The organism is Streptomyces sp. NPDC006335, from assembly GCF_040612795.1.
Lineage (GTDB): Bacteria > Actinomycetota > Actinomycetes > Streptomycetales > Streptomycetaceae > Streptomyces.
In genome coordinates this window covers 186,765-211,580 of record NZ_JBEXQX010000011.1, presented here as the reverse complement: position 1 = coordinate 211,580, position 24,816 = coordinate 186,765, and the positions used below count along the sequence as shown (strand labels likewise).

At 73.4% G+C, this 24,816-nt stretch carries 19 protein-coding genes and 1 pseudogene; 9 read left to right on the top strand and 11 right to left on the bottom strand.

Features of this window, described 5'->3' with window-relative positions; genetic code table 11:
• Positions 1-25 precede the first annotated feature (25 nt).
• Complete coding sequence (locus tag ABZ098_RS28750; RefSeq protein ID WP_356595959.1) at positions 26-439, bottom strand: PaaI family thioesterase; 414 nt, start codon at positions 437-439, stop codon at positions 26-28.
• Between the two features lie 192 nt (positions 440-631).
• On the opposite strand from ABZ098_RS28750, the gene ABZ098_RS28745 reads away from it, so the two are divergent.
• Positions 632-2,047, top strand: coding sequence for a S1 family peptidase (locus ABZ098_RS28745; protein WP_356595957.1), 1,416 nt, complete (start codon positions 632-634; stop codon positions 2,045-2,047).
• Between the two features lie 190 nt (positions 2,048-2,237).
• Here the strand turns inward: ABZ098_RS28745 and ABZ098_RS28740 are convergent, their stop codons facing one another.
• On the bottom strand, positions 2,238-4,382 hold the full coding sequence (locus tag ABZ098_RS28740) for a SpoIIE family protein phosphatase (protein WP_356595955.1): 2,145 nt from the start codon (positions 4,380-4,382) through the stop codon (positions 2,238-2,240).
• On the opposite strand from ABZ098_RS28740, the pseudogene ABZ098_RS28735 reads away from it, so the two are divergent.
• A pseudogene (locus tag ABZ098_RS28735) lies at positions 4,272-5,246 on the top strand (response regulator transcription factor); the annotation flags it as partial. The gene ABZ098_RS28740 and the pseudogene ABZ098_RS28735 sit on opposite strands and share 111 nt — an antisense overlap.
• Here ABZ098_RS28735 and ABZ098_RS28730 read toward each other — a convergent pair.
• The 4 genes from ABZ098_RS28730 to lanKC form a co-directional block, all read right to left on the bottom strand.
• Positions 5,169-7,370: an ABC transporter ATP-binding protein gene (locus tag ABZ098_RS28730; protein ID WP_356595953.1), complete on the bottom strand. Its 2,202-nt coding sequence runs from the start codon at positions 7,368-7,370 to the stop codon at positions 5,169-5,171. The pseudogene ABZ098_RS28735 and the gene ABZ098_RS28730 sit on opposite strands and share 78 nt — an antisense overlap.
• Entirely contained in the window at positions 7,367-9,088 is a 1,722-nt protein-coding gene (locus tag ABZ098_RS28725) for an ABC transporter ATP-binding protein (RefSeq protein ID WP_356595951.1), read from the bottom strand. Before ABZ098_RS28725 ends, ABZ098_RS28730 begins: the two co-directional genes overlap by 4 nt.
• Positions 9,089-9,176: 88 nt before the next feature.
• Positions 9,177-9,293, bottom strand: coding sequence for a SapB/AmfS family lanthipeptide (locus ABZ098_RS28720; protein ID WP_020117173.1), 117 nt, complete (start codon positions 9,291-9,293; stop codon positions 9,177-9,179).
• Between the two features lie 59 nt (positions 9,294-9,352).
• Positions 9,353-11,995: a class III lanthionine synthetase LanKC gene (gene lanKC, locus ABZ098_RS28715; protein ID WP_356595949.1), complete on the bottom strand. Its 2,643-nt coding sequence runs from the start codon at positions 11,993-11,995 to the stop codon at positions 9,353-9,355.
• A 195-nt stretch (positions 11,996-12,190) separates the two neighbouring features.
• Here lanKC and ABZ098_RS28710 point away from each other — a divergent pair, with 195 nt between their 5' ends.
• From ABZ098_RS28710 to ABZ098_RS28700, 3 genes are all read left to right on the top strand, one after another.
• Positions 12,191-14,638 (top strand): SpoIIE family protein phosphatase, encoded by a 2,448-nt coding sequence (locus ABZ098_RS28710; RefSeq protein ID WP_356595947.1) that lies wholly within the window; start codon positions 12,191-12,193, stop codon positions 14,636-14,638.
• 45 nt (positions 14,639-14,683) lie between these two features.
• Positions 14,684-15,103 (top strand): CBS domain-containing protein, encoded by a 420-nt coding sequence (locus ABZ098_RS28705; protein WP_356595945.1) that lies wholly within the window; start codon positions 14,684-14,686, stop codon positions 15,101-15,103.
• A 155-nt stretch (positions 15,104-15,258) separates the two neighbouring features.
• On the top strand, positions 15,259-15,435 hold the full coding sequence (locus ABZ098_RS28700) for a hypothetical protein (RefSeq protein WP_356595943.1): 177 nt from the start codon (positions 15,259-15,261) through the stop codon (positions 15,433-15,435).
• A gap of 48 nt (positions 15,436-15,483) precedes the next feature.
• Here the strand turns inward: ABZ098_RS28700 and ABZ098_RS28695 are convergent, their stop codons facing one another.
• On the bottom strand, positions 15,484-15,843 hold the full coding sequence (locus ABZ098_RS28695; protein WP_356595941.1) for a hypothetical protein: 360 nt from the start codon (positions 15,841-15,843) through the stop codon (positions 15,484-15,486).
• 479 nt (positions 15,844-16,322) lie between these two features.
• Here ABZ098_RS28695 and ABZ098_RS28690 point away from each other — a divergent pair, with 479 nt between their 5' ends.
• A complete protein-coding gene (locus ABZ098_RS28690) occupies positions 16,323-17,126 on the top strand; it encodes a class I SAM-dependent methyltransferase (RefSeq protein ID WP_356595939.1) in 804 nt (267 codons plus the stop codon).
• 53 nt (positions 17,127-17,179) lie between these two features.
• Here the strand turns inward: ABZ098_RS28690 and ABZ098_RS28685 are convergent, their stop codons facing one another.
• Positions 17,180-19,132 carry a glycosyltransferase family A protein gene (locus tag ABZ098_RS28685; protein ID WP_356595937.1) on the bottom strand — a complete coding sequence of 651 codons (1,953 nt, stop codon included), beginning with the start codon at positions 19,130-19,132 and terminating at the stop codon, positions 17,180-17,182.
• A gap of 401 nt (positions 19,133-19,533) precedes the next feature.
• On the opposite strand from ABZ098_RS28685, the gene ABZ098_RS28680 reads away from it, so the two are divergent.
• The gene (locus tag ABZ098_RS28680) at positions 19,534-20,046 is read left to right on the top strand and encodes a metallophosphoesterase (RefSeq protein ID WP_356595935.1); all 513 of its coding nucleotides are present in this window, start codon (positions 19,534-19,536) and stop codon (positions 20,044-20,046) included.
• On the opposite strand, the gene ABZ098_RS28675 is transcribed toward ABZ098_RS28680, so the two are convergent.
• A complete protein-coding gene (locus ABZ098_RS28675; protein WP_356596085.1) occupies positions 20,043-20,213 on the bottom strand; it encodes a hypothetical protein in 171 nt (56 codons plus the stop codon). The genes ABZ098_RS28680 and ABZ098_RS28675 overlap by 4 nt on opposite strands.
• Positions 20,214-20,269: 56 nt before the next feature.
• On the opposite strand from ABZ098_RS28675, the gene ABZ098_RS28670 reads away from it, so the two are divergent.
• Positions 20,270-20,776: an MFS transporter gene (locus ABZ098_RS28670; protein WP_356595933.1), complete on the top strand. Its 507-nt coding sequence runs from the start codon at positions 20,270-20,272 to the stop codon at positions 20,774-20,776.
• 147 nt (positions 20,777-20,923) lie between these two features.
• On the opposite strand, the gene ABZ098_RS28665 is transcribed toward ABZ098_RS28670, so the two are convergent.
• Positions 20,924-22,024 (bottom strand): XdhC/CoxI family protein, encoded by a 1,101-nt coding sequence (locus ABZ098_RS28665; RefSeq protein WP_356595931.1) that lies wholly within the window; start codon positions 22,022-22,024, stop codon positions 20,924-20,926.
• Entirely contained in the window at positions 22,000-22,317 is a 318-nt protein-coding gene (locus ABZ098_RS28660) for a hypothetical protein (protein WP_356595929.1), read from the bottom strand. The genes ABZ098_RS28665 and ABZ098_RS28660 overlap by 25 nt, the downstream gene beginning before the upstream one ends.
• 532 nt (positions 22,318-22,849) lie before the next feature.
• Between ABZ098_RS28660 and ABZ098_RS28655 the strand changes: the two genes are divergently transcribed.
• Positions 22,850-24,766 (top strand): translation factor GTPase family protein, encoded by a 1,917-nt coding sequence (locus ABZ098_RS28655; RefSeq protein WP_356595927.1) that lies wholly within the window; start codon positions 22,850-22,852, stop codon positions 24,764-24,766.
• Positions 24,767-24,816 lie beyond the last annotated feature (50 nt).

The window sequence follows — 24,816 nt, the reverse complement described above, 5'->3', positions numbered from 1 at the left end:
CGTCGCCGAGCGCTTGCTGAGCGTGTCAGCCCAGAAGGGCGTAGACCGTGCTCGCCCGGGCCGCGAGCTCACTCGTCGCGGAGTCGGTCATCGTGATGTCGGCGAACGCCGTGCGGCGGCCCAGTTTGGTGACGACCGCCTTGATCAGGACATCCGAACCGGTCACCGCCCGCTGGAAGCTCGTGGACTGCTGCACCGTCGTCATCGGCCCGTAGGCACCCCGGGCCGCCGAGACGGCGATCACGGTCGCGGTGTCGGCGGCGGCCATCAGGGCCTGGCCCGACAGTGCGCCACCCTCCCGGGCCAACCGCTGTGACCAGGGCAGACGCAGGACTGCATGGTCGTCGCCGAGCGACTCGACGCGCAGCGCGAGGTCGAGGACCCAGGGGGCGAAGTTGTCGGCGAGGATCTTGTCGGCTTCGGCGGTCGTCATCGTCATATGGGGGATTGTTCCCGCCCGCGGGCCGCCCGGCACGGGCCGTGGCCGAATCGGCGTGGCAATCGGCGCGTAAAGAAACGGCATTGAACGCCCCGGGGACACCGTGCGTACCCATGGCCATCCAGGCGCCCAGAACAACCGACTGCCGCACGGCGGTCACAAGACTCCGGTCCCCCCAGGAGGTCGAGAAGTTTGAGTCACAAGCGAATTCCGAAGCGCAAGGCCGCGTTTGCGGCAGGCACCGTGGTGGCGCTCGGAGCGGCCGCGATTCTGCTGCCCAACGCCAACGCGTCCCAGGACGGCTCGTCGAACGACGCGGCGGCCATCGCGCCGAAGACTCTGAAGGCGTCGGACGCCTCGGACCTCGCCTCGCAGCTGGAGCAGTTGCTGGGCGACGCCTTCGCCGGGTCCTACTACGACTCCGACAGCGGCCAGCTCGTCGTGAACGTCATATCCGGCGACGACAACAACGTCGTCGTGCAGGCGAAGAAGGCCGGCGCGAAGGTCCGCGAGGTCGAGAACAGCCTCCCCGAACTGGCGGCCGGCGCGAAGACGCTGAAGGAGGAGGCGACCATCCCGGGCACCGCCTGGGCCGTCGACCCGCGTACCAACAAGATCCTCGTGACCGCCGACAGCACGGTCACCGGCGCCAAGTGGAACACCCTCGAGTCGACCGTGAAGAGCCTCGGCTCCGACATGGCCACCGTGAAGAAGTCGGCCGGCACCTTCAAGACCTTCGTGTCCGGCGGTGACGCCATCTTCGCCGGCGGCGCCCGCTGCTCGCTCGGCTTCAACGTCACCGCGGGCGACGGCAGCCCCGCCTTCCTGACCGCCGGTCACTGCGGGGTCGCGGCCGAGCAGTGGTCGGACGCCGAGGGCGGCCAGCCGATCGCCACCGTCGACCAGGCAACCTTCCCCGGTGACGGCGACTTCGCCCTGGTCAAGTACGACGACCCGGCGACCCAGGCGCCCAGCGAGGTCAACGTCGGCGGCGGCCAGACCGTCGCCATCAACCAGGCCGCGGACGCCGAGGTCGGCCTCCAGGTCTTCCGGATGGGCTCCACCACCGGCCTCGCCGACGGCCAGGTCCTCGGACTGGACGCCACCGTGAACTACCCCGAGGGCACCGTCACCGGGCTCATCCAGACCAACGTCTGCGCCGAGCCCGGCGACAGCGGCGGCTCGCTGTTCACCCAGGACGGCTCCGCGATCGGCCTGACCTCCGGCGGCAGCGGCGACTGCACCGCAGGCGGCGAGACCTTCTTCCAGCCGGTCACCACCGCCCTCCAGGCGGTCGGCGCCACGCTCGGCGCGGGTGACGCGGCGGGCGGCGAAGAGGCCGGCGCGGGTGCAGGTGCCGGCGAAGAGGCGGGTGCGGGTGCAGGTGCCGGCGAAGAGGCGGGCGCCGGTGGCGACGCCGGAGCCGGCGCGGGCGAGGAGGCCGGAGCCGGTGGCGACGCCACCGCGAGCCCCGGTGAGGAGGCCGGCGCCGGTCAGGAGGTCGGCGGCGAGGAGGCCGGCGGTGACGTGATCGGCGGCGAAGAGGCCGGCAACGGCCAGGACGCGGGCAACGGCGCCGGCGACGCCGCGGACCAGTCGCACAACTGACCCCGTAGGTCACGCACCACACCTTGAACCGGCCGCGTCGGCAGCGGTCCCCCCACACCCTCCGCTGCCGACGCAGGCCTTTCGACCACCTCCCGGCCACACCGCGGTTCCGGCCCGGGAAGTGCAACGGTCCGGCCCTCCGGCGGGAGGGCCGGACCGGCGTGTCCTCGCCGCGCACCGCGGGTCGGGCTCAGCCGTCCGCCCGCAGCAGAAGCAGCGCCACGTCGTCGACCCGCTCCCGCGCGGCCGCGCTGCGCCGCACGAGTTCGTCGGCCAGTTCGTCGAGCGGACGGTCACCGGCCTCGGCGAGCTGTCGTCCCAGCTCGGCCAGCGCGTCCTCGATGTCGACGCCCGGGGACTCGATCAGACCGTCCGTGTACAGGGCGAGGACGGAACCGGGCGCGAGATCCACCTCCGTCGTCGGATAGCCCGCCGAGCCGTCGATGCCCAGCAGCGGGCCCCCGGCCAGGTCCAGCACCCGCACCCGGCCGTCCGGCCGCCGCAACAGTGGCGGCGGATGCCCCGCCCGGGCCATGACCGCCCGCCCCCGCTCCGGATCGAGCCGCAGATACAGACAGCTGGCGAACAGGTCGGAGCCGAGGTCGATCAGCAGCCGGTTGGTCGAGCGCATGACCTGCTCGGGCGTCTGACCGACGGTCGTGTACGCCCGTACGGCCGTCCTGAGCTGCCCCATCAGCCCGGCCGCCGTCACGTTGTGGCCCTGCACGTCCCCGATCACGGCGGCCGCCGGCCCGCCCACCGGCACCAGGTCGTAGAAGTCACCGCCGATGTCCATGCCCTGAGTGGCCGGCAGATAGCGGGCCGCCGCGTCGATGCCGGGCAGCGACGGCAGGGTGTGCGGGAGGAGGGCCGCCTGGAGACCGTGCGCCAACTGGTGCTTGGCGTCGTACAGGACGGCCCGCTCCAGGGCCTGCGCGATCAGCCCGCCCAGACTCGTCAGCACCGCCCGCTCGTCCGCGGGGAAGGGATGCCGTTCGGCGTAGGCCAGCACACAGGTGCCCACCGGGCGCCCGGAGGCGATCAGCGGGAGATAGGCCCAGGCCGCGAACCCGTCGGGGGTGGCCTGGCGCCTGGGATACAGGCGCTCCAACTGCTCGCGGGACTCGAAGAACGCGGGCACCCCGGTGGTCAGGGCATGGGTGCCCGGCGTCGGTTCGGCCAGCGGCAGCCCGTCGAACCGCTCCACGACCCGCGCGTCCGGATAGCCGCGGTGCCCGAGCACGTGCAGCCGTCCCGCCCGCGACCCGAGCACGACCAGGGCCTGGCTCCCCGCCGCCGGGGCGATCTCGTCGGCCACGAGCTGCACCACGTCCTGCACGCCCACCGCCTCAGTCAGAGCCCCGGCCAGACTCAGCACCTGCGAGATCGTGACCAGCCGGGAGGGCGAGTCCCCGGGCCGCGGACCGGCCCGGTTCATCTCGGCCACCGCCCGGGCCCGGCTCACCCGGACGCTGAGCCCGGTCGTGCTCGGGTACAGCCGGAACGACAGCCAGTCCCCGGGCGGCCGCAGCGCCACGAACGACGTGCTGTGCTGGCTGAGCAGCGCGGCCCGGTAACGGTCCTCGTAGACCGGGTCGTTGAGCCAGGGAACCGCCGCCCACAGTTGCGAGCCCAGCAGCCGGGAGACCGGGACGCCGATCAGCTCGGCCGCCGCCGCGTTGGCGAACGAGATCCGCCCGTGCAGATCGAGCGAGCACAGTCCGTACGGCAGCCTCGCCACCATCCGTGCCGCCTCCACCGTGCCCAGCGTCCCGGCCGCGCTCCCGACCTGGGCCGCGGCCAGCAGATCCGGTTCGGCGTGCGGCGACACGCTGTCCTCCACAGCCCGCTCCAGCCGCACCGCGAGCCGCCCGCAGGCCGCGCTCAGATGGTCCCGCTCCCGGTCGGACAGGTCCGGGGGGTGCGAACCGGGCCAGGTCACGAACACCGAGCCGTACACCTTGGACGCGGTCGCCACCGGCACCGCGGCCAGCGCGAAGGGGTACGGCAGCACCACGGCGATCCGCGGATAGCGGCGCGCCATCTCGTGCTCGCCGCCCACCCACACCAGCCGCCGCTCCCGTGCCGCCTCCGCCACCGGGATGGGCGCGCTCAGGCCCACCCGTTCCCAGGGCGCCGCGAACGCCCGCGGCAGGCCCGCCATCACCGCCATCTCCAGCACGGGTTCGTCGGCGGCCATGAGATACACCGCGCCGGAGTGGGCATGCACCTCGTCCATCATCGACGCCAGCGCGAGGGAGAGCAGCGGCCGTCCCACCCGGGTCCGGGCGCTCGTCGGCGCCGGGGACGTACGCCCGTCGGACACGCCGACCACCTCCTCGCACAGGTGTGGGCCGGAAGGAGCGCGGGCCGCTGTCGCGTGCCGGGCCCCCAGGGATCAAATCTCCACCCTCACGGCGTGTCCCGCACGGCGAGCCTTCCCGTGTGCGGGCACACGGGTGCCCTCACGACGGCGAGGACGGCCGTGTACCCCCTCGGCCCCGGACCATGCCCCCCCAGTCGAAGCGCGGCATGGCACACGGGCGCCGCTCGTGCGCCCCCGCGCACCCTGATGGCCAATTCTTCGTTCCCGAGGGCGGTCCGGGACCCGAACAATGGGGCACGCGTTCATGCCACGGAACCGAGTAGGGCGAATCGAGGGGGACGAGCAGTGATCCGGGTGCTTCTGGTGCACGACGCGTGTCTGGTGAGATCGGCCCTGGCGGAGTGGCTCCGCCGGGAACCCGATTTCGGGGTGTTCGACACCCCGTGGCAGACCGCGCCCGGTCGTCTGCGGACCGTGCGTCCCGACGTCTGCGCGGCCGACCTCGAATGCTCGGACGCGTACGGCATCCCGCCGCTGGGGGAGTTATCCCTGCGCGAGCCGGACCGGCGTCCGCCGCGCCTTCTCGTGCTGGCCAGCGCCAACCGGCCCGGGCTGCTGAAGCGGGCCGTCGAGGCGGGGGCGCTCGGCTACGTCGACAAGGAGGGGGCGGCGCCGGAGCAGCTCGTGCGCGGAATCCGCCGGGTCGCCGAGGGGAAACGTTTCGTCGACGACTCGCTGGGCTTCGGCTTCCTCCAGGCCGCGGAGATGCCGCTGACCAGACGGGAGCTGAGCGTGTTATCCCTCGCGGCCGAGGGGGCCTCCATCGCGGAGATCGCGGGGAGCCTGTGCCTGTCCCACGGGACTGTGCGCAACTACATGGCCGCGATCACCCGCAAGACCGGGGCCCGCAACCGCATCGACGCGATCCGGATCTCGCAGGGGCAGGGCTGGCTCTGAGCGCCCGGGGGCCACACCCATCCAGCCGCCCACGAGTTCGCGGTACGCCGGTGAGTCGCGCACCAGCTCGTCGTGCGTGCCGTACGCCGTGCGCGGGCCGTCCATCAGCAGCACGCGGTCGGCGCGGCGGGCCGAGCTGATCCGGTGGGCGACGACCACCAGCGTGGTGCCCGGCCGGTTCGCGAAGGCCCGCTCGGCGCGCTCCTCCGCCTGCGGGTCCAGATGGCAGGTGGCCTCGTCGAGCAGGACGAGGGGGGCATACGACAGATAGGCCCGGGTCAGCGCGACGAGCTGCCGCTCACCTGCGGACAGCGCGGCCGGGTCGACGCTCGCCCCGACTCCGCCGAGGGCTTCCAGCAGCGGGGTGAGTCCGACCGCCTGGGCTGCCGCGAGCAGCTCGGGCTCGGGCACCGGGTCCGCCCTCAGATGCCCGAGGTTCTCGGCGAGGGTGCCGGTGTGGACGTACGCCTCCTGCGGAATGAGCACGCGCAGCGCGGCCGCGGCGGGGGAGGGCACGGGGTGCCCGCACAGCCTGATGCTGCCGTCGGTGGGGCGGAGGAGCCCCGCGATCAGTGCGGTGAGCGTGGACTTCCCGATCCCACTGGGGCCTACGACGGCCAGGTGGGCGCCGGACGGGACGGCGAGGTCGAGGCGGTCGACGACGGGGGTGGCGGCGGGGCCGTAGGCGAAGGAGACGGCGGTGAGGCGGAGGGCGGTGGCCCGGTCCGTGCTGTGGGACGCGGTGCGGGAGGTGCGGCAGTCGTCGTGCGTGGCCCGTGCCGGGGTGCGCGGGGCGAGGCGGTGGCCCGGCCGGGCAGTGCGGTCAGGGAGCGTGGCCGGGGTGCGGTCGTCACCGGTGTCGTGGGCGGGGGCGTCCGGCTCCGTCGGGTGTGCGGCGAGGGCGATGTCATGGACCGCGGGGTGGCTGTCGCCGACCGGGTCGGTGGCGTGGGTGTGCTCGGCGGAGCCGTCCGGCTTCGTCGGAGTCGGGGTGGCGGCGGCCCTGGGGTGGCTGCCGCCGTCCGGGGCGGTCGTGCCGGTGCGGTCGGCCGGAGGGTCCGCGTCCTGTGATGCTCTCCGGACGGCCACCCCCTCCGCGACCGGCTCGCGGACCAGTCGCCGTAGGACCACCACCAGTCGGGAGCCGCTCGTGCCCAGGCCGTGGACCAGGTTGCGCAGGGCGGGGAGCAGGGACTGGGTGACGTAGGCGAGGGCGCCGACGAGGGCGCCCGTGGTGACGCCGCGAGCCAGGAGCCAGGGCGCGCAGGCGAGGAGGAGGACGATCGGGAGCTGCCCGCCGAGGGCGAGGGAGGCCACGCGCAGGACGGACCAGCGGGCGAGGGAGTACGCGGCCCGCTGCTCGGTGTCGACGAGTCGGCCCGTGTCGGCGGCGACCCGGTCCTCCGCACCGGCCGCAGTGATGTCCCGCAGCCCGGGGCAGACCCTGCCGAGACCGTCGGCCAGCGCCTCGTCGGCGACGAGGAAGTCCTCCTGGCGGCGGGCCAACGGCCGCAGGGTGGCCGCGAACAGACCCAGTCCGGCGGCGAGCGGCGGCCCCACGACCAGCAGGAGCAGCGGATCGAGGGAGGCCAGTCCGACGGCCGCGCCGACCGCGGTGAACACGAAGGAGCGCGACACCATCACCAGCCCGGCGAACGTGTCCCGCGCGATCTCGACCTGCTGGGTCAGCCCGGACAGCGCCCCCGCGTCCGCCTCCCGCACGCCGCGCTCCACCACCCGCCCGACCAGCAGGTCCCGGAGCGGCTCGACCAACGCGGCGACGGCGGCGTACACCCGCACCGTCCCGAACGCGCCGACGAGCACCCCGATCCCGGCCACCCCGAGCCACCCGAGTCCGACGCCCGGCCGCCCGGCCAGAAACCCATCGTCCAGGGCACGCGCGGGCGCGTACCCGGTGAGGAAGGTCTGCGCGGTCTCCAGCACCGACCACCCGCCCAGGCGGACGATCACCCGCCACCGGGCCCGCAGGAAGCGCAGGCCGCGGCCGTAGACGCCGTCCGGTGCGAGGCCCCCGCTCATGACCGCCCCCCGTCCGGCGCGTCCGCGCCGTCCGCCGCGCCCCCGAACACCTCCCGGTACTCCGCCAGCCGCCACAGCTCCTCGTGCGGCCCCACCGCCCGTACCCGCCCGCCGTCCAGCCAGGCCACCGCGTCCGCGCGGGCCGCCGTGGCGGTGCGGTGGGCGACGAGCAGACGCGTGCCGCCCGTCCCGCCGCTCACCAGGGCCCCGGCGATGCGCGCCTCGGTGACCGTGTCGAGGCTGGAGAGGGCGTCGTCGAGGATGAGCAGGCGGCCGCCGTGGGCGAACGCCCGGGCGAGACCGAGCCGTTGGGACTCCCCGCCGGAGCGTGGCGCGTCGGCGACGAGGGTGTCGTAACCGTGGGGCAGCCGGCGCACGAAGTCGTCCGCGTGGGCGGTCCGGGCGGCCTCCCGGACGCGGGCGGGGGAGGGGGACGGGAGGGCGAGGCCGATCTCCTCCTCGACGGTCCCGCCGAGCAGGGCGGGGCGTTCGAAGGCGTAGCCGACCGAACGGCGCAGTGCGTCGTGGGTGAGCTCGCGCAGCGGCACCCCGTCGAGCAGGACCTCCCCGGCGTCCGGGTCGGCGAGTCGGCCGGCGACCGCGGCGAGCAGCGACTTGCCGGCACCCGACCGGCCCACCACCGCGAGGGTCGTCCCGCCCGGTACGACGAGGTCGACCCCGCCGAGCACGGTCCGTGCCCCGCGCCGGGCGGTGACGCCCCGCAGTTCCAGCCGCCCGGGGCCGGGCGGCAGCCCGCGTTCGCCGTGCTCGACGGGGGGCTCCGCGAGGACCTCGCCCAGACGTCCGGCCGCCGCCCGGGCGTGGGCGAGGCCGGCGAGCTGGCCCACCAGGACGCCGACGCCGGTCGCGAGGACCGCGTACCGGGAGGCGGCGAGGACCTCGCCCACCGTGACGTGGTGCCGGGCGAGCAGGAACCCGGCCACGGCGACGACGGCCAGCTGGAGCAGCGGGGCCACGGCGACGGACTGGCCCGAGGCCCGGCCCTGCACGCGCCACATGCGGTGTCCGGCCTCGGACAGCTCGGGCAGCGGGCGCAGGATGCGGGCCGTCTCGCGGTCCTCCGTTCCCGCGGCCCGGATGGTGCGGTGTCCGCCGACGGCCTCCGAGAGGGCCTGCGCCATCCGCCCCTGCACCTCCTGGTAGCGCGTCACGCACTCCCGGGTGTCCCGGGCGAAGGCGCGCAGCAGCAGGGCGAGCACCGGCGCTCCGGCCAGGAACACGGCCGCGAGCCAGGGGGAGATGAGACCGAGGGCCACGACGGCGCCGACCGGTCCGGCGAGCGCGGCGAGCAGGGCGGCACGGGCGGTCGGTGCGGTGCCGGCCTGGGCGGCGTTGCCGACGAGGCGGGCGACGAGCTCTCCGGGTCCGAAGCGGGCGGTGGCGCGTGGGCCGACGGCCAGGACGTGCCCGGTGAGACGGCGGCGCAGCCAGGCGGTGGTGCGGGCGTCGAGGGTGCCGCCGAGAACGGTCTCGGCCGCGTCGAGCAGGGCGACGAGGAGGATCAGCGCGGCGCAGCACAGGACCCAGCGGGCCGCCGGTTCCCGCGCGAGCAGCAGGTCCAGGGTGCGGCCGAGAGCCGCGGGCAGCAGCAGTCCGGCGCCGGTGGCCGCCGTGCTCACCAGGCCCAGGACCACACAGCGGGCGGGGGCCGGACCCAGGAGGCCGTGCGTGGCCGGCGGCGAGGTGCGAGTCGTCATACGGCGGCCTTCCCACGGTGTGCAGAACCCCGGGCGGTCCCTCCCTCGCGGGAGTGGACCGCCCGGAGTCATGGGCGCACTATTCCTGTCAGAGACAGAGCGTGACGCTCGCGGCGCTGACGCAGGACAGCAGGCTCAGGGTGCTGTTGCCGCCGCCGCCGGTGTGCTCGTCGGACTCCATCGTCTGCAGGTCGAGAAGTGCCATCTCGGTTTCCTTTCCTCGGTGTCGTCCACCCGTGGGGACGGGGTTGGGTCACGGCTCCGTCAGGTCGCGGAACCGCGTATGGGGGGCCGCCGGAGCGGCGGCAGGAACGGCAGGTGGGCCGTGGTCGGGGCGTCGGGGGCCGCGTGCGCCCCTCGGACCTCCTGGGCCGCGCCGAGCGCGAGCAGGCACCCTGCCGTTCCGGTGCCCAGGTCCATCGACAGCCGCATCATCTGGTGGCCGGGGAAGGCCAGTTGACCCTGGTAGTCCATCGAGAACCAGCCGAGCCCGTCGATCTGTTCGGCCAGCCGCTCGCGGGTCGCGCCGGGCGTGTCCGTGCGCGCGAGGTGCAGGATCATCCCGGCACGGCCCTGGAAGAGACCGGGCTGGACGTAGAAGCGGCTGGTGGCGGCGGTCAGCACCCCGGCCCGCGCCCGCTCGAACTCGCCCTCGGTGTCCGCGCCTTGGGCGAGGTAGTCGTCCAGCACCATCCCGATGCCGGCGCTTCCCTCCCCGAGGTAGGGCAGCGTCCGCCAGCCCTCGTCGACCTCGAGGGAGCCGCCCGGGTGCGTCACGCAGCACTCCAGGTCCCTGCGCAACGCCACCTCGGCCGCCCGCAACAGCAGGGGTTCACCGGTGTGTTCGTACTGCCGCAGCAGGAAGAGCGCGGGTCCGGTCCACCCTTTCAGCAGCCCGGCCCGGCGCCGCTTGGGGGTGTCCGCGAGGGGCTGCGCGAGTCGTCGTACGAGGACGTCGGCGGCCTCGGCGGCGCGCTCCCGCAGCTCCGACTCGCCCGTGGTGCGGGCCAGTTCGCCGAGGACCAGGCCGAGGCCGGCCAGGCCGCCGTGCAGGTCGGCGGAGAGGTTCTGCCAGCGTTCGGCCAGGACGCGCTCGACCAGGTCGAGGGCGCGCTGCCGGTGGCCGAGCCGGTCCAGGACATGGGCGACGCCCGCGAGACCGTCGTAGAGCCCGAGCGGTGTGCCCGTCGCCGGGGGCGCGGTGCGGGCCAGCAGCCAGCGCTCGCCCTCCTCGTACCGCTCCGCGCCGACCGCGTCCAGCGCGTACAGGACTCCGGCCGCGCCGTGCGCGAGTCCGAGGCCGCCGCCGTCGTTGAACTGCGTGATGTCGCCGGGGAAGAGCCGGTCCTCGCGCTCCGGGGTGGCCGAGGCGAGGAGCGCCTTGACCATGGAGTCGCGGCTGTAGGGCCAGTCGCCGGGTTCGACGAAGGTCGGCGCCGCCTTCGGGGCCGTGCGCCCGCCGGTGTCCGTGGCGATGTCCCGGGTGATCTCCGCGACCGCCTCGTCAAGGAACTCCTTGGGCACGTCCGGGAACTGACGTCGGATCACCTCGGCGAGATGGGCCGCCTTCCCCCGGTCGACCACGAACAGCGTGGTCACCGGCAGGAACAGGGCGATCCGCAGACAGGCCAGGGCGTAGCGGTCGACGTCGATGCCCTTGCGGTCCGGCGGGGCGAAGAAGCCGGGGTGGGCGACGACCTGGCGGCCGTTCTCCTCGACCGGTGCGGCCGCCTCGAAGTCGAGCAGGGAGACCGACTCCTCGTCGGGGCCGACCATGATGTTGAAGACATGGAGGTCGTTGAAGACGATCCCGCGTGCGTGCACCGCCTCCACCGCCCGCTCCACCGCCCCGTGGATGCGCACCGCCCACGCGGTGTAGTCGGCCACGGCCTTCGGGTCGGGGTCGGGGGTGAGCAGCGGATGCCGTTCGGCGAAGAACGAGTTGAGCGGGCGCCCCTCCAGGAAGTCCATGACGAGGAACCGGTGGTCGCCGAGGGTGAACCAGTCACGGACCTCCGGCGCCACACCCGTCCCCGCCACCTGCTCCAGGGCGTCCTTCTCCCGCTCGAGGCGGGCGATGGCGTCCGCCCCGTCGGCGGCCAGTCCCGCGTGCGGCCGGCCCTCCTTCAGGACGACCTTGCGCCCGTCGCGGGTGTCGGTGCCGGTGTAGACCCCGCCGCCGTTGGAGAAGTGCAGCGCCTTCTCGATCTTGTACGGCAGCTCCCCGACCGTCGTGGTGTTGCGGGCCTCCAGATGGGGCTCCAGGAAGGCGGGCAGCGTCACCCACTCGGGCACCTGGAAGGAGGGTGCCCGCCGGTCCGGCACCAGCTTGCCCTCGCCGTCCCGCACGGCCGGCACCAGCGAGCCCCGGTCGTCGACGACGAAGGTCCGCGCGAACGCGCCGTAGCGCACGTAGAGCGGGCCCTCGTGCCAGCGCAGGTCGGTGAGGATGTACGGCCCCTCGAAGCCCTCCAGGAGCTTGCCGAGCTCACGGAGCACGTCGTGCAGCTGCTCCTCGTCGGCCGGGTAGATCGTGACGAACTTGCCGCTGGTGTCGCGGGCCGCGTACTTGGTGTTGCGCAGGTGCAGCAGGTGCGGGCCCGGCACGAACTTGAACGAGATGCGCCGGGGCACGCAGTAGTCCCACACGATCGAGGCGATCTTGTCCGCGTTCGCCCGGGTGGCCGAGGCGTGGATCTTCCAGCCCTGCGAGGGGCCCGGCGCCGGCTTGCCGTCCGTGCCCAGCGGCGTCAGCGTCAGCCAGTCGCCGATGCGCGCCGCGTCCCAGCCGGCCGGCACCGCGCGGCGCGCCGTCTCGTAGACGGGTGCCTCGCCGGCGGAGATCCGGTCGGGCGTCTCGTAGAAGTGTCTGTCGGCGAGCGCGTACACCTCGTAGCGCTTGTCCATGCGTCCCCTCCTTGGCCCACCACAGAGCCTTCCAGCGGGGCGGTGGCCACGGACAGTCACGGCTGTCACGAGATCACCGTGCGAAACGCATGCGTCAAGAATTGTTCGAGAGGTTTCGAGCACCGCCGCGGCGGCCGCTCCGCCGAACGCTCACAGGGGCTGCGCAGGTGCCGTATTAGCGCTGTAATGGCGAACGTGGTGAGTGAGGGCGCTGCGGGACGCAGAACGGGAACGCTGCGTGTCGAAAATGCCCTGACGTCGCTCACGGACGGTCCCGAATCGCCGGAAAGGCTGCGCCGCGTCCTCGAACAGGCGCTCGTCTTCACCGGAGCGACCTTCGCCGCCGTGTACACGCCCCGCGAGGACGGGGACCTGCTGTGCCTCGTCGAGTCGGCCGGCGTCCCCCGGACGGTGTACGGGTTGCGCGACAGCTATCCGGGCTCCGGCGGCTCCCCGCCCGCCGACGCGCACCGCTCGGGCCGGCCGGTCTTCCTCGGCCCGGAGGAGCTCGCCACGGGCGCCGAGTCCCGCCGGGTGGCCCGACGGGACTTCCACCTGGCCGCGCTGCCCGCGCACGGCGACGACGGCCGGGCCTGTCTCGTGGCCGTCAGCGAGGACCCGCACGGTTTCGACGACGAGGACCGCAAGTGCCTCGAACTGGTCGCCGACGCGATCGTCTGCCCCGCCCCCGTGGCCGCCCCCGAGAGCACGGAACCGAGCTCCCACGCCTTCAGCCTCGCCATGGACACCGGCCGGGTCGAGGTCGGCGACGGACTCCTGGAGCTGTTCGGCATGAGCCGGGCCGCCTTCGACGGCAAGATCGAGACCCTCCTCGGCCTGACCGTCCCCGAGGACCTGCCCTCGCTGATGTCCCTGTTCGAGGCCGGTCACACGTCCATCGGCGACCGTGAGCTCGAGTTCCGCGTCCTCCAGCACTCGGGACCGCCCAAGTGGCTCAGGCTGCGCGGCCGCATGCTGGCCGGCGACGAGGGCCTTCCGGCCCGGCTCGTGGGCACCGTCGCCGACGCCTCCACCCTGCGCTCCGACGTCACCGACGTGGCCCGCGTCCAGCGCCTGGCCGCCGCCCTCGCCATGGCGGGCACCGTCCGCGACGTCAGCCAGGCCGTCGTCTCCGCCCTCCGCGCCCCCCTCAGGGCCGACCGCATCGCCCTCGCCGAGCTGGAGAACGACCGGCTCGTCGTGACCGTCCTCGACCCGCCCGAACCGGAGTCCTGGCCCGAGCTGTGGCGCCTGGAGTGGCGCAGCGAGTGGCCCGAGGCACCCGTACGGGCCATGCCCACCCTGGCCACCGCCCTGCGGGAGGGCCGCGCCCAGATCTGGCCCGCCGGGACCGTCCTCGAACCCGCCCTCGCCGACGTCGGCCCCGGCGGCCTCGCCGTCCTGCCGCTGCCCGCCGCGGGCCGCATGGCCGGCGCCTGCCTCATCGGCTGGGACACCCCGCACCACTTCGACCCCGACGAACGCGCCCTGCTCACCGCCTCCGCCGGCCTCGCGGGACAGGCCCTGATGCGCGCCCACGCCCTCGACGCCGAACACGAACTCGTCGGCATGCTCCAGCGCCAGCTCCTGCCCCGCCGCCTGCCCAAACTGCCCGGCGCGGTCGCCGTCGCCCGCTATCTGCCCAGCACCGCCGGGCTGGAGCTCGGCGGCGACTGGTACGACGTGATCCCGCTGCCCGACAACCGGGTCGCCCTGGTCATCGGCGACGTCCAGGGCCACAGTGCCGCCGCCGCGACCCTCATGGGCCAGATGCGCACCGCCCTGCGCGCCTACGCCGTCGAGGGCCACCCCCCGGACGTCGTCGTCGCCCACGCCAACCGGCTCCTCATGGACCTGGAGACCGACCTCTTCGCCACCTGCACCTACGTGGACCTCGACCTGGAGGAGGGCACCGCCTGGTGCGTCCGCGCCGGACACCTGCCGCCGGTGCTGCGCCACCCCGACGGCACCACGGAGATCGCGGAGGCCGACGGCGGCCCCCCGCTCGGCGTGGTCGCCCAGGCCGACTTCCCGATGACCCCGCTCCGACTGCGGCCCGGCACCCTGGTCGCCCTGACCACCGACGGTCTCGTCGAGTCCACCGAGGCCGACATCGACACGGGCATGGACCGCTTCGCCCACGGGGTGGCCGCCGCCGACCCCGCCCACCTCGGACTCGTCGCGGACGTCCTGCTCGGCGGCGCCCGCCGCAGCGACGACGTCGCCCTGCTCCTGCTGCGCTACGACGGCATGGCCGCCCACCCGCTGCGGGAGACCTGGACCGTCTGGCGGGTCCCGGAAGCCGCCCGGCACGCCCGCCGCTTCACCCGGCGCACCCTGCGCGTGTGGGGCGTCCCCGAGGACGCCATGGACACCGCCCTGCTCGTCGTCTCCGAGCTCGTCACCAACGCCCTCGTGCACACCGGCGGCCAGGTCCGCCTCGACCTCACCCTCGTCGGCCGGCGGCTGCGCGTCTCCGTCGCCGACGCCTCGCCCCGCACCCCCGCCAAACCCACCAGCATCGGCTGGGAGGCCACCGGAGGGCGCGGCATCCTCCTGGTCGAGGCCGTGTCGGCGGCCTGGGGCAGCGTCCCCGTCAGCGGCGGCAAACAGGTGTGGAGCGAGATCGCACTGGACGCCTGAGGAGGGGTACCCGGAGCGGACCATCCCCGCAGCAGGAGGTACGTCATGACTCAGCACGTCAGCGACATCATGACCAGCACCCCGGTCACCGTGGAACCGCAGACCTCCGTGACGGCCGTCGCCAGGATCATGCGCGACCAGGACCTCGGCGCCGTCCTGGTCACCGACGGCGACGAACTGCGCGGTCTGGTCACCGACCGCGACCTCGTCGTGCGGTCCCTCGCCGAGGGCGGCGACCCGGAGCAGATCACCGTGGCCGCCGCGTGCAGCGACGACCTGGTGACCGTCACACCCGAGGACGACCTTGACCACGCGATCGAGCTCATGCGTGAGCACTCCGTGCGCCGGATCCCGGTCGTCGACCACGGCCACGCCGTCGGCATCGTCTCCCTCGGCGACACGGCGATGGAACGCGATCCCGACTCGGCCCTGGGCGACATCAGCGTGGCCCGGCCCAACACCTGAGCTGTGCAGGCCGGTTCGGCCGGCCGTCAAGTTCCGGCGCCCCGGATCCTCGGCGAATGTGTGTGCGGGGGCGACGGGCTGACGGGCCTCGCGGTCCGTTTGTCCGGCGCCCTCCGGGGGACCCGGAGGGCAGCCTGGAAGGACGGTGAACCGCCGTGACCCCGCAGACCGTTGAGAAACCCGTAGCACGCCGGCCCGAGACGGGCTGGTCCAGGACCCGCCGCCTGCACGGCAAGGGAGACCTGCGGACCTGTCTGCCCGCGGTCGAGGACCGGGTCGGACCCACCACGGCGCACACGGGAGAGGACAACATCTTCCGCGGCGAGGACTGAGCGCCCCCACCGCGCCCCACCGCGACACTCCACCGCGCCACCCCCAAGTCACCCCCCTGCCATGGCCGGTTCCTCCGCGTCCGGGCTAAGGTGACGCAGATGAAGGCTCTCGTGCTGTCCGACGGGGCCGGTACCCGGTCGCGCACGGTCACGCACACCCCGGCCGGACAACCGGTGCCCCTCGCCGACAAGGATGTCCTGGCCGGCGGCCCGGAATCCGTCTCCGACGCGGGGATCACCCCGGTCGGCGGGATCGTCGGCGACAGCCTCGGGCGCGGCCAGCGGCAGCAGCCGGAGCACCCCCCGACTGGCCTCGCCCCTGTCGGCGTGCATCCGTGCACGCCGGTGATCCATGCCGCCGTACGGGCCGTCGAGCCGCCCCGGCGGGGCGAGTTGGAGATCACTCACTGCATCACTCACTGCTCTCCGGCACCGGGCCCACCGTCCTGTCCGCGAGGACCTCGGCGAGGTGCGGATCCTGTCACGGGCCTCCTCGCCGCCGCCCACGTCCGCGCGCACGAGCCCCGTACAGCGTCCCGCACCCGGAAGGCCAGCCTCCGTCTTTCCCCACTTTGCAAGCCTTTTCCCTCAGGATCATGCTCCTCGGCGCGAAGTCCTGTCATGGGGAGCTCACAGCAGGTATGTTCCACGGAACCGGTTTCGGCGCGGGCAGCCGGCTCGGACCGGGGCGGGGAACGTTCCGGCACCTCGGCCGGCCCGGACCGGGACGGCCCCACCAGCAGCGGGGCCTGCAACGGGCCCGCACCACGCCCCGCCTACCGCGCCCCAGGGCGCGACCGGTGGACAGAGGTCGCGCCGGCCTCGCACCAGGACCGGCGGTCCGCCCTGCACGAAGCATTGCCACACATCCGCAAGGAGATTTCCCAGTGAAACGTCACGAGTTCCTGCGGGGGCTCCACAAAGCCAGCGCGAACCGCAACTACCTGGAGATCGGCGTCAACGACGGCCGCAGCCTGACGTTCTCCCGGGTACCGAGCATCGCGATCGACCCGGCGTTCAAGGTGGTCTCCGAGATCCGCTGCGACGTCCATCTGGCGAAGGCCACCAGCGACGACTTCTTCGCGCGCGAGAACCCACTGCAGCACCTCAAGGGCGGCCGCCACCCGCTGCGCAACATCGTCCGCAACCGCAGCCCGTTCGGCTACTGGAAGGACGTCACGCTCGACCTGTCCTTCATCGACGGCATGCACCTGTTCGAGTACGCGCTGCGCGACTTCATCAACGTCGAGAAGTACTCGGACTGGGCCAGCGTGATCGTCTTCGACGACATGCTGCCGCGCAACGTGGACGAGGCGGCCCGCGACCGCCACACCAACGCCTGGACCGGTGACGTCTACAAGGTGATCGAGGTCCTGAACCGCTACCGGCCCGACCTGGTGACGGTCCTGGTCGACACCGAGCCCACCGGACAGCTCGTGGTCTTCGGCGCGGACCCGACCAACACGGTGCTCAAGGACAAGTACGACGAGATCATCGCGGAGTACGTGGTCCCCGACCCGCAGAAGGTCCCCGAGACGGTCCTGGACCGGACCGTGGCGATCAAGCCGGAGACGCTGATCGAGGCCCCCTTCTGGAAGGCGCTGGTCAACGCCCGCAACCGCGGCAGCAAGCGGGACCGGAGCTGGGAGCACCTGCGCACCAGCCTGAAGCAGCTCAGCGACGCCGGCTGAGCGAGGCGCCGTGAGCCGGGGAGGACGCGTCCGCGTCCTCCCCGGATCTGTTTCTACCGGCCGCGTGCCCTGAGCCGGCGGACCAGCTTCCCGGCCAGCCGCCTCGCCCTGCGGACCAGCGGCTGTCCGGCCGCTGGCTGCCGGGGCGCGCGTACGGCCACGACCTCGACCGTGCCTCCCTTCACCCGCAGCGCGAACGGCAGCGGATGGAAGCGGGGCGCCTCGGCGTCGGGCGCCGGGCTCAGCGCGACCCGCCAGGACGCGCCGTCCAGGTCGCCGACCGGCAGCACCGCCTCCAGGAGGGCCCCGGAGTCCTGGGGACGCAGCGTGCCGGGCACCTTCGCGGGCGCGGCACCGGAACCACCGGTGAGCTCCAGCAGCACCGGCGTGTCACCGGGCACGTGGAACGGCACCGGCACCTCGACGCGGTCACCGGTGACCGTGACCTCCCCGGGCGCGACCCGCCCGAGCTGCAGGCGCTCGCCCGCCATGTCGACGTCCAGGGCGAGAGTGCCCTGCTTCGCGGTCCAGTACGGCAGCACGACCCGGCCGCCCGCCACACCGGCGTCCGCGGCCGTACTGCCCTTGAGGGAGACCGGGCCCAGCTTGGACTGCTTGGTCCAGCCGCCGAGCTTGACGCGGACGAACACGTCCCACAGCCCGGCGTCGAGCGGGCCGCCGTCGGCCGCGGTGGCCGGGTCCAGGGCTGTCGTGCCCCGCAGCACCAGCCGCACCCGGCCGTCCGCACCCGGGACGGTCTCCCGGGTGAACTCCACCGGCTGGAAGAACTGGGCGGAGCTGGCGCGTTCGGTCAGCAGCACTTCGACGGTGGCGCGACCGAAGCCGGCGACGCTGTGGGCACCGACCCAGTCCACCGCCTCCCGCACGGAGGCCGGCGGTCCGGCCAGCGGCTCCTTGCTGCCCTCGGCGGGGAACGTCATGGGCGTGCCGTCGGACGCGAGCTCGGCGGACAGTCCGATCCGCAGCACACCGCCGTCCCACTCGACACCGTCCGGTTCGACCTTGGAGGTGACGGAGACCTCCCACTCGGCGAACGCGACCAGGTCGTCGAGCCGGCCGTCGGCGATCAGTGCGGCGACGACCTGCTGGGTGGGCTGGAGGCCGGCCGCGACACCGGGCCCGAAGCGCTCGACGACCACCCCGCGGATCTCGGTGAACAGGTCCCTGCGGTAGTCCTCGGGCGCGGCGAGCAGGCGCTTTCCGCGCATCCGCTCGACCATCTCGTTGCGCAGCCAGCGACGGAACAGCCGGTCACGGGTGGGCCCCGGTTCGGTGTACTTCTCGACGACGTCGAGCGCCTCGCGCAGGTTCGCGAAGTAGCCCACCGGGTCGAAGCGCTGGAAGCCCGCGTTGGAGGCGTCGTCGCGCTTGAGGTGGTAGTAGCAGACGTAGTCGCTGAGCACGGAGACGTTGTCCGCGCGCAGATACGCCTCCGTGACGAAGACGTGGTCCTCCAGCCGGCGCCTGCCCTCGGGGAAGCGCAGGCCGATCCGGTCGAGGAAGGCCCGGCGGAACATCTTGTGCGGGGTCAGGCTGTCGATCAGCGGGGCGTTGTCGACGGTGGCGCGGGGGTGGTTGCGGCGGAACAGCTCCACCGGGACGCCGCGCCCCTTGCCGGCCATCTTGCCCACGACCACGTCGGCGCCGTTGGCGACCGCGTAGTCGTACATCCGCTCCAGGGCCTCGTCGCCGAGGTAGTCGTCGTTGTCGACGAACATGACGAACTCGCCCTGGGAGGCGGCGATCCCGACGTTGCGGGGCTTGCCCGACCAGCCCGAGGCCTCCTGGTGGATGACCTTGAAGTTCGCGGTCTCGGCGGCCACCTCGTCCAGCCGCGCGGGCGTGTCGTCGGTCGAACCGTCGTCGACGAAGATCGCCTCGAACTCCTCCGGGGGCAGGGACTGCCTGCGCAGCGAGGAGATGCAGTCCTCGATGTAGTTCCCCGGGTTGTAGACGGGGATGACGACGCTGACCTTGACCGGCATCGGTGTCCGGGCTCCTTGGGTGGTTTGTGGCTTGCGTCACGGATCGACGCTTTGTGGGCCGATGTTAACGCCGCCGCGTAAGTGCCGTGTCAGCAGGCCGTCTTGACGGGTGGCTCCAGGACGCCGCGCCGTCGACGCGATGTCGGGGCGAGTCTTCCGCGTGCCGACCCGCAAGCGCGTTCGGACCGTCCGCGACGAAGGGTACCGGACCTTGGGCCATGGGCGGGCGACGGGCCGGGAGACACCGGTGGGACGCGCCCGCCGGAGAACGGGTGCGGAACGGCAGGGCGTGGGCGTCGGCGGACGGACGGGGCGAGGGGAGCGGCCGTCGGACCGGTCCGGCCCCGGCGCGCCGTCTGCGTGGTGCGGGGCCCGGGCGTGAGCCCCTCTAGGGTGATGCCGTGCGTCTGCTGCTGATGTCCGACACCCACCTTCCCAAGCGTGCCAAGCAGCTCCCGGCCCCGCTGCTCGCCGAACTCCCGCACGCCGACGTCGTGTTCCACGCCGGCGACTGGGTCGACACCGCCACCCTCGACCTGCTGGAGAGCCGCAGCGCCCGGCTCGTCGCGGTCCACGGCAACAACGACGGGCCCGAGCTGCGCGCCAGGCTGCCCGAGGTGGCGTACGCCGAACTGGGCGGCCTGCGCTTCGCCGTCGTCCACGAGACGGGTGCCGCCCAGGGGCGCGAGGCCCGCTGCGCCGCCCGCTACCCCGACACCGACGTGCTGGTCTTCGGCCACAGCCACATCCCCTGGGACACCACCGCCCCCGGCGGACTGCGGCTGCTCAACCCCGGCTCGCCGACCGACCGCCGCCGCCAGCCCCACTGCACCTACATGACGGCCACCGTGGCCGACGGCCGCCTCACGGACGTCCACCTGCACCGCCTGCCGCCACGGACCGTTTCGCCCTAGGTGTATCGACCCGCGGCGTTGTTCACACGGCTGATCGGTGGCCGGCCGCCGAGTGCGGTGTGGCAGCGGTGGTGGTTGTAGGTGCGCAGAAGGTCTGCCAGGACCGCGGTCCGCTCGTCGTCGGCACGCTCTTCGTGCTGCTGCTGTTCCCCCAGTCGGTGCAGCACGCTCCGCCCTGCTCGCGGGGCTGACCGTCGTCCGCCTGTTCGCCCCGCTCGCCGTCGTGGCTCCCGTCGGCGGACGCGTCACCAGCCGGTTCGGCCCACGGCTGCCCGCGGCCGCTGGGCTGCTGGTCGCCGCGTGCGGGCTCGCGCTGCTGGCCCGCGCCGGGACCCACGCGGACTACGCCGATCTGCTGCCGACCCTGCTGCTGTGGGGGATCGGCTGCGGGCTGCTGGCCCCCGCGGTCGTCGCGGCGGCCATCGCCACGGTCCCCGCCGAGCGCTCCGGCCTGGCCTCCGCGGTCGACAACACCGCACGGCAGACGGGCGGCGCGATCGGCATCGTGGTGGCGGGCGCCGTCGCGGGTGAGCCCGGCGACCAGACACGCGCTCGGCTCGGCCTGCCTCTACGCGGCCGCCGCGGCGCCGGCGCTGACCCTGCTGCCGGGCACGCTCGCACCGGCCCACCGGCGCTCATGAGATCCGGGCCGCTCCGTGAACAGGGGAGCGGCCCGGACGCTACGAGTGTGCGCTTTCACGGACCTCCTTCCCGATCGGAAGCGGGGTGAGGGCTCGGGCGCCCTCTCCCGTACCTCGGCGCGTACCCCTCCGGGCGCGCCTCACACCCTGCAATTCCGACGGCGGCGGCGGACGCCGCAGGCGCGGCCACGGTGCGCTTGGTGGTGTGTGGTTCCCCGACTTCCTCCTGGCAGGCCTCACGAGGGCGGATGGATCGCCCCCGCCGTCGCCGTCAGCGGGACACCGCTGCCGCCCCAGCGCAGCGCGACGATCTCGGCGGCCACCGACACGGCGACCTCCTCCGGCGTACGGGCCCCGAGATCGAGGCCGACCGGCGAGCGCAGGCGGGACAACTCGGCCCCGGTCAGCCCGGATTCGGCAAGCCGCTTCATCCGGTCGTCGTGCGTACGGCGGCTGCCCATCGCCCCGATGTACGCCGCGGGCCGGCGCAGCGCCACCTCCAGCAGGGGCACGTCGAACTTCGGGTCGTGGGTGAGGACGCAGATCACGGTGCGATCGTCGGTGTCGGTGCCGCCGAGGTAGCGGTGCGGCCAGTCCACGACGACCTCGACGCCCGCCGGGAAGCGCTTCGGTGTGGCGAAGACCGGGCGTGCGTCGCACACGGTGACCCGGTACCCGAGGAAGTCGCCGATCCGGGCGACCGCGGCCGCGTAGTCGATCGCGCCGAAGACCAGCATGCGGGGCGGCGGGGCGAAGGAGTGCAGGAAGACGCCGACCGCGTCCTCGCGCCGCTCACCGTGCGGACCGTAGTGCCGCAACCCCGTGGCTCCCAGGGCGAGTTCGCCGCGCGCGTCGGCGCTGACCGCCACGTCCAGGCCGGTGGTGCCCAGAGTGCCCGCCACGCGGTCCGGCCACACGGCGAGCGTGGCACCGCGGGGTGCGGGTCCGTCGGTCACCGTCGCCACGGTCACCGGGCGGCCCGCGGCGACCGACTCCGCGATGTCGCCGAACGCGGGATCGAGGGCGGCCGTCACGGGCCGTACGAGAACGGTGATCTCCCCGCCGCAGGTGAGGCCCACCGCGAACGCGTCCTCGTCGCTGTACCCGAAGGTCTCCAGTTGGGCCTCGCCGCTCGCCACGACCTCCTGGGCCAGGGCGAAGACGGCCCCCTCGACACAGCCGCCGGACACACCGCCGACGACCTCCTCGTCCGGGCCGACCGCCATGGCCGCGCCCGGATCGCGGGGCGCGCTGCGGCTCGTCGAGACGACCGTGGCCAGCCCGAACGGCAGCCCCGCCGTGTACCAGCCGTTCAGCACCGGGAGGATGTCACGCATCGTCGGCTCCTTTCACCGCCGACGCCAGACGCTCCGGCGCGGCCAGGGGCGGGCCGGCACCCTTGGGCCCAGATCACCAGGTGCGGCAGCAGGTGCAAGCGTCGCATCCGCGCCATGAGCGGTTCCGGATCGCCACGCTCCCAGCCGTCCGACACGAAACCGGGTCCGACACCGAGCCGGGTACCCCCGCGCCGGCCGGTCACGGCCACGGCGATCGCCGCCATCGCCCGGTCCTGATCGCGGTGCGGGAGCTCGCGGGTGACGCGGATCAGCCGGGTGGCGATCGTGAGCACGTCGGTGCGGGTGCCGCCCGATGGCGCCTGGCCGTACGCCGTGTCCGGCCGGGCAGCGAGAACGCGTCCCCCAGGTGCCGGAGGGCCGCGCGTCGGGCGGCGCCCAGACCGACGATGTCACCTGAGACGCACTTCCGGCGGCGGGCGGCCCGGGGCGGGCCCGGCACCACCGCAGCAGGCCGCGACACATGGTCGTAGCGTTTTGAGGTCCTCGTGGCTCGCCACAGGGGCAGCCGCCGGTCCAGCGCGGCCCTCGCCCGCGGGGAGGCGTGCGCGGTCGGGGCTCGCGTCGCCACCGGCGGTATGCAACACGGACGAGGACGGCGTCGGCCCGCTCCCTACCCCCCCGTGTCACCACCGCCTCCCCAACGCCCGGAGCGCGACTGGTCGAGCGTTAATCCGTTGCCCCGAGGGCGTGCACCTGCTGGACTTCAGGTGTCTTTGTCGTCGCACGATCCAGGGGCCGTAATGCGCACTGCGTCCATGTCCAACCCGGAAGGAAACTCCCTCTCTTCAAAGGACATGACGCTTCGTGCACTTGCTCAACCTCGGGATCCTCGCCCACGTCGACGCCGGTAAGACCAGCCTGACCGAGCGGCTGCTGCACGCGGCCGGAGTCATCGACGAGATCGGCAGCGTCGACGCGGGCAGCACACAGACCGACACCCTCGCGCTGGAGCGCCGGCGCGGTATCACCATCAAGTCGGCCGTCGTCTCCTTCGCGGTCGACGACGTGACCGTCAATCTCATCGACACCCCCGGCCATCCGGACTTCATCGCCGAGGTGGAGCGGGTGCTCGGGGTGCTCGACGGTGTCGTGCTCGTCGTCTCGGCCGTCGAGGGGGTCCAGGCGCAGACGCGGGTCCTGATGCGGACCCTTCAGCGGCTCCGCATCCCGACCCTCGTCTTCGTCAACAAGATCGACCGGCGCGGAGCCCGGTACGACGGTGTCCTGCGGGCCGTCTCCGAACGGCTCACTCCGGCGATCGTGCCGATGGGGACGGTGGACGGACCCGGTACGCGCGAGGCCCGCTTCCTCCCGGGAATCGGTGCCTACGACGTTCTCGCGGACCACGACGACGACCTGCTGTCGGCCTACGTCGAAGGGCGGGTCGACGAGGACCTGCTGCACGCGGCACTCGTCACGCAGACCAGGCAGGCCCTGGTGCACCCGGTCTACTTCGGGTCGGCGGTCACGGGCGCGGGAGTGCCCGAACTCATCACTGGCATCAGGGAGTTGCTGCCCGCCGCCGACGGCGACCGGGAAGGGCCCGTCTCCGGCACGGTGTTCAAGGTCGAGCGGGGCCCGGCGGGGGAGAAGATCGCATACGCCCGTCTGTTCTCCGGCATGCTCGGCGTCCGCGACAGGGTGCCGTTCGGGGAGGCGCGCACCGAGGGCCGTGTCACCGCGATCAGCGTCTTCGACGGCGGCACCGAGATCCGTCGGGAGACGGTCCCGGCGGGACGGATCGCCAGGCTCTGGGGCCTGACCGGCATCCGCGTCGGCGACACCCTCGGCGAACCCCGCAAGGCTCATGGCCACTTCTTCTCCCCGCCCTCCCTCGAAACGGTGGTCGTCCCCGGCCCGGACACGGACGCGCGGTCCCTCCACCTCGCCCTCACCCAGCTCGCCGAGCAGGACCCGCTGATCGACCTGCGCCACGACGAGGTCCGCCAGGAGACCTCCGTCTCGCTCTACGGCGAGGTGCAGAAAGAGGTCATCCAGGCCACGCTCGCCGAGGAGTTCGGGCTCGAGGTCACCTTCCGGGAGAGCTCGCCGCTGTGCGTCGAGCGGCCCGCCGGCACGGGTGCGGCCGTCCGCTTCAACAAGAAGGACGGCAACCCGTTCCTCGCCACCGTCGGTCTGCGGGTCGACCCGGCGCCCATCGGCTCGGGCATCGGGTTCCGGCGGGAGGTGGAGCTGGGCGCCATGCCCTACGCGTTCTTCAAGGCCGTCGAGGACACCGTGCACGAGACCCTCGGCCAGGGCCTGTACGGCTGGCAGGTCACCGACTGCACGGTCACCATGACCCACTGCGGCTACTCGCCCCGCCAGAGCCACGCCCACCAGCGCTTCAACAAGAGCATGTCCAGCACGGGCGCCGACTTCCGTGGCGTGACCCCGCCGGTCCTGTTCGAGGCCCTGCGCCGGGCGGGCACCCGGGTGTACGAGCCCGTGCACCGGTTCCGTGTGGAGGCCCCGGCCGACACCCTCGGGGCCCTGTTGCCCGCGCTGACCGCGCTGCGGGCCGTACCGGAGACCACCGGGACGCGCGGCGGGACCGGCTCGGTGGAGGGCACCGTACCGGCGGCACGGCTCCACGAACTGGAGCAGCGGCTGCCCGGACTCACCAGGGGCGAGGGCGAGCTGGAGAGCACCTTCGACCACTACGCGCGGATCACACACGGCAATGTCCCGTTTCGACGGGCCCCTACCCAGAAAAGCTGAAACCTACTCATCAGTCATGAGTGTTGACGGTGTGCCGGATGAGTCGGACT

What these genes read in the sequence shown, in the direction of transcription:
- ABZ098_RS28730 (WP_356595953.1), bottom strand. Translation starts at nt 7,370, where the DNA reads ATGAGCGGGGGCCTCGCACCGGACGGCGTCTACGGCCGCGGCCTGCGC.
- ABZ098_RS28750 (WP_356595959.1), bottom strand. Translation starts at nt 439, where the DNA reads ATGACGATGACGACCGCCGAAGCCGACAAGATCCTCGCCGACAACTTC.
- lanKC (WP_356595949.1), bottom strand. Translation starts at nt 11,995, where the DNA reads ATGGACAAGCGCTACGAGGTGTACGCGCTCGCCGACAGACACTTCTAC.
- ABZ098_RS28725 (WP_356595951.1), bottom strand. Translation starts at nt 9,088, where the DNA reads ATGACGACTCGCACCTCGCCGCCGGCCACGCACGGCCTCCTGGGTCCG.
- ABZ098_RS28685 (WP_356595937.1), bottom strand. Translation starts at nt 19,132, where the DNA reads ATGCCGGTCAAGGTCAGCGTCGTCATCCCCGTCTACAACCCGGGGAAC.
- ABZ098_RS28720 (WP_020117173.1), bottom strand. Translation starts at nt 9,293, where the DNA reads ATGGCACTTCTCGACCTGCAGACGATGGAGTCCGACGAGCACACCGGC.
- ABZ098_RS28665 (WP_356595931.1), bottom strand. Translation starts at nt 22,024, where the DNA reads ATGCGTGACATCCTCCCGGTGCTGAACGGCTGGTACACGGCGGGGCTG.
- ABZ098_RS28705 (WP_356595945.1), top strand. Translation starts at nt 14,684, where the DNA reads ATGACTCAGCACGTCAGCGACATCATGACCAGCACCCCGGTCACCGTG.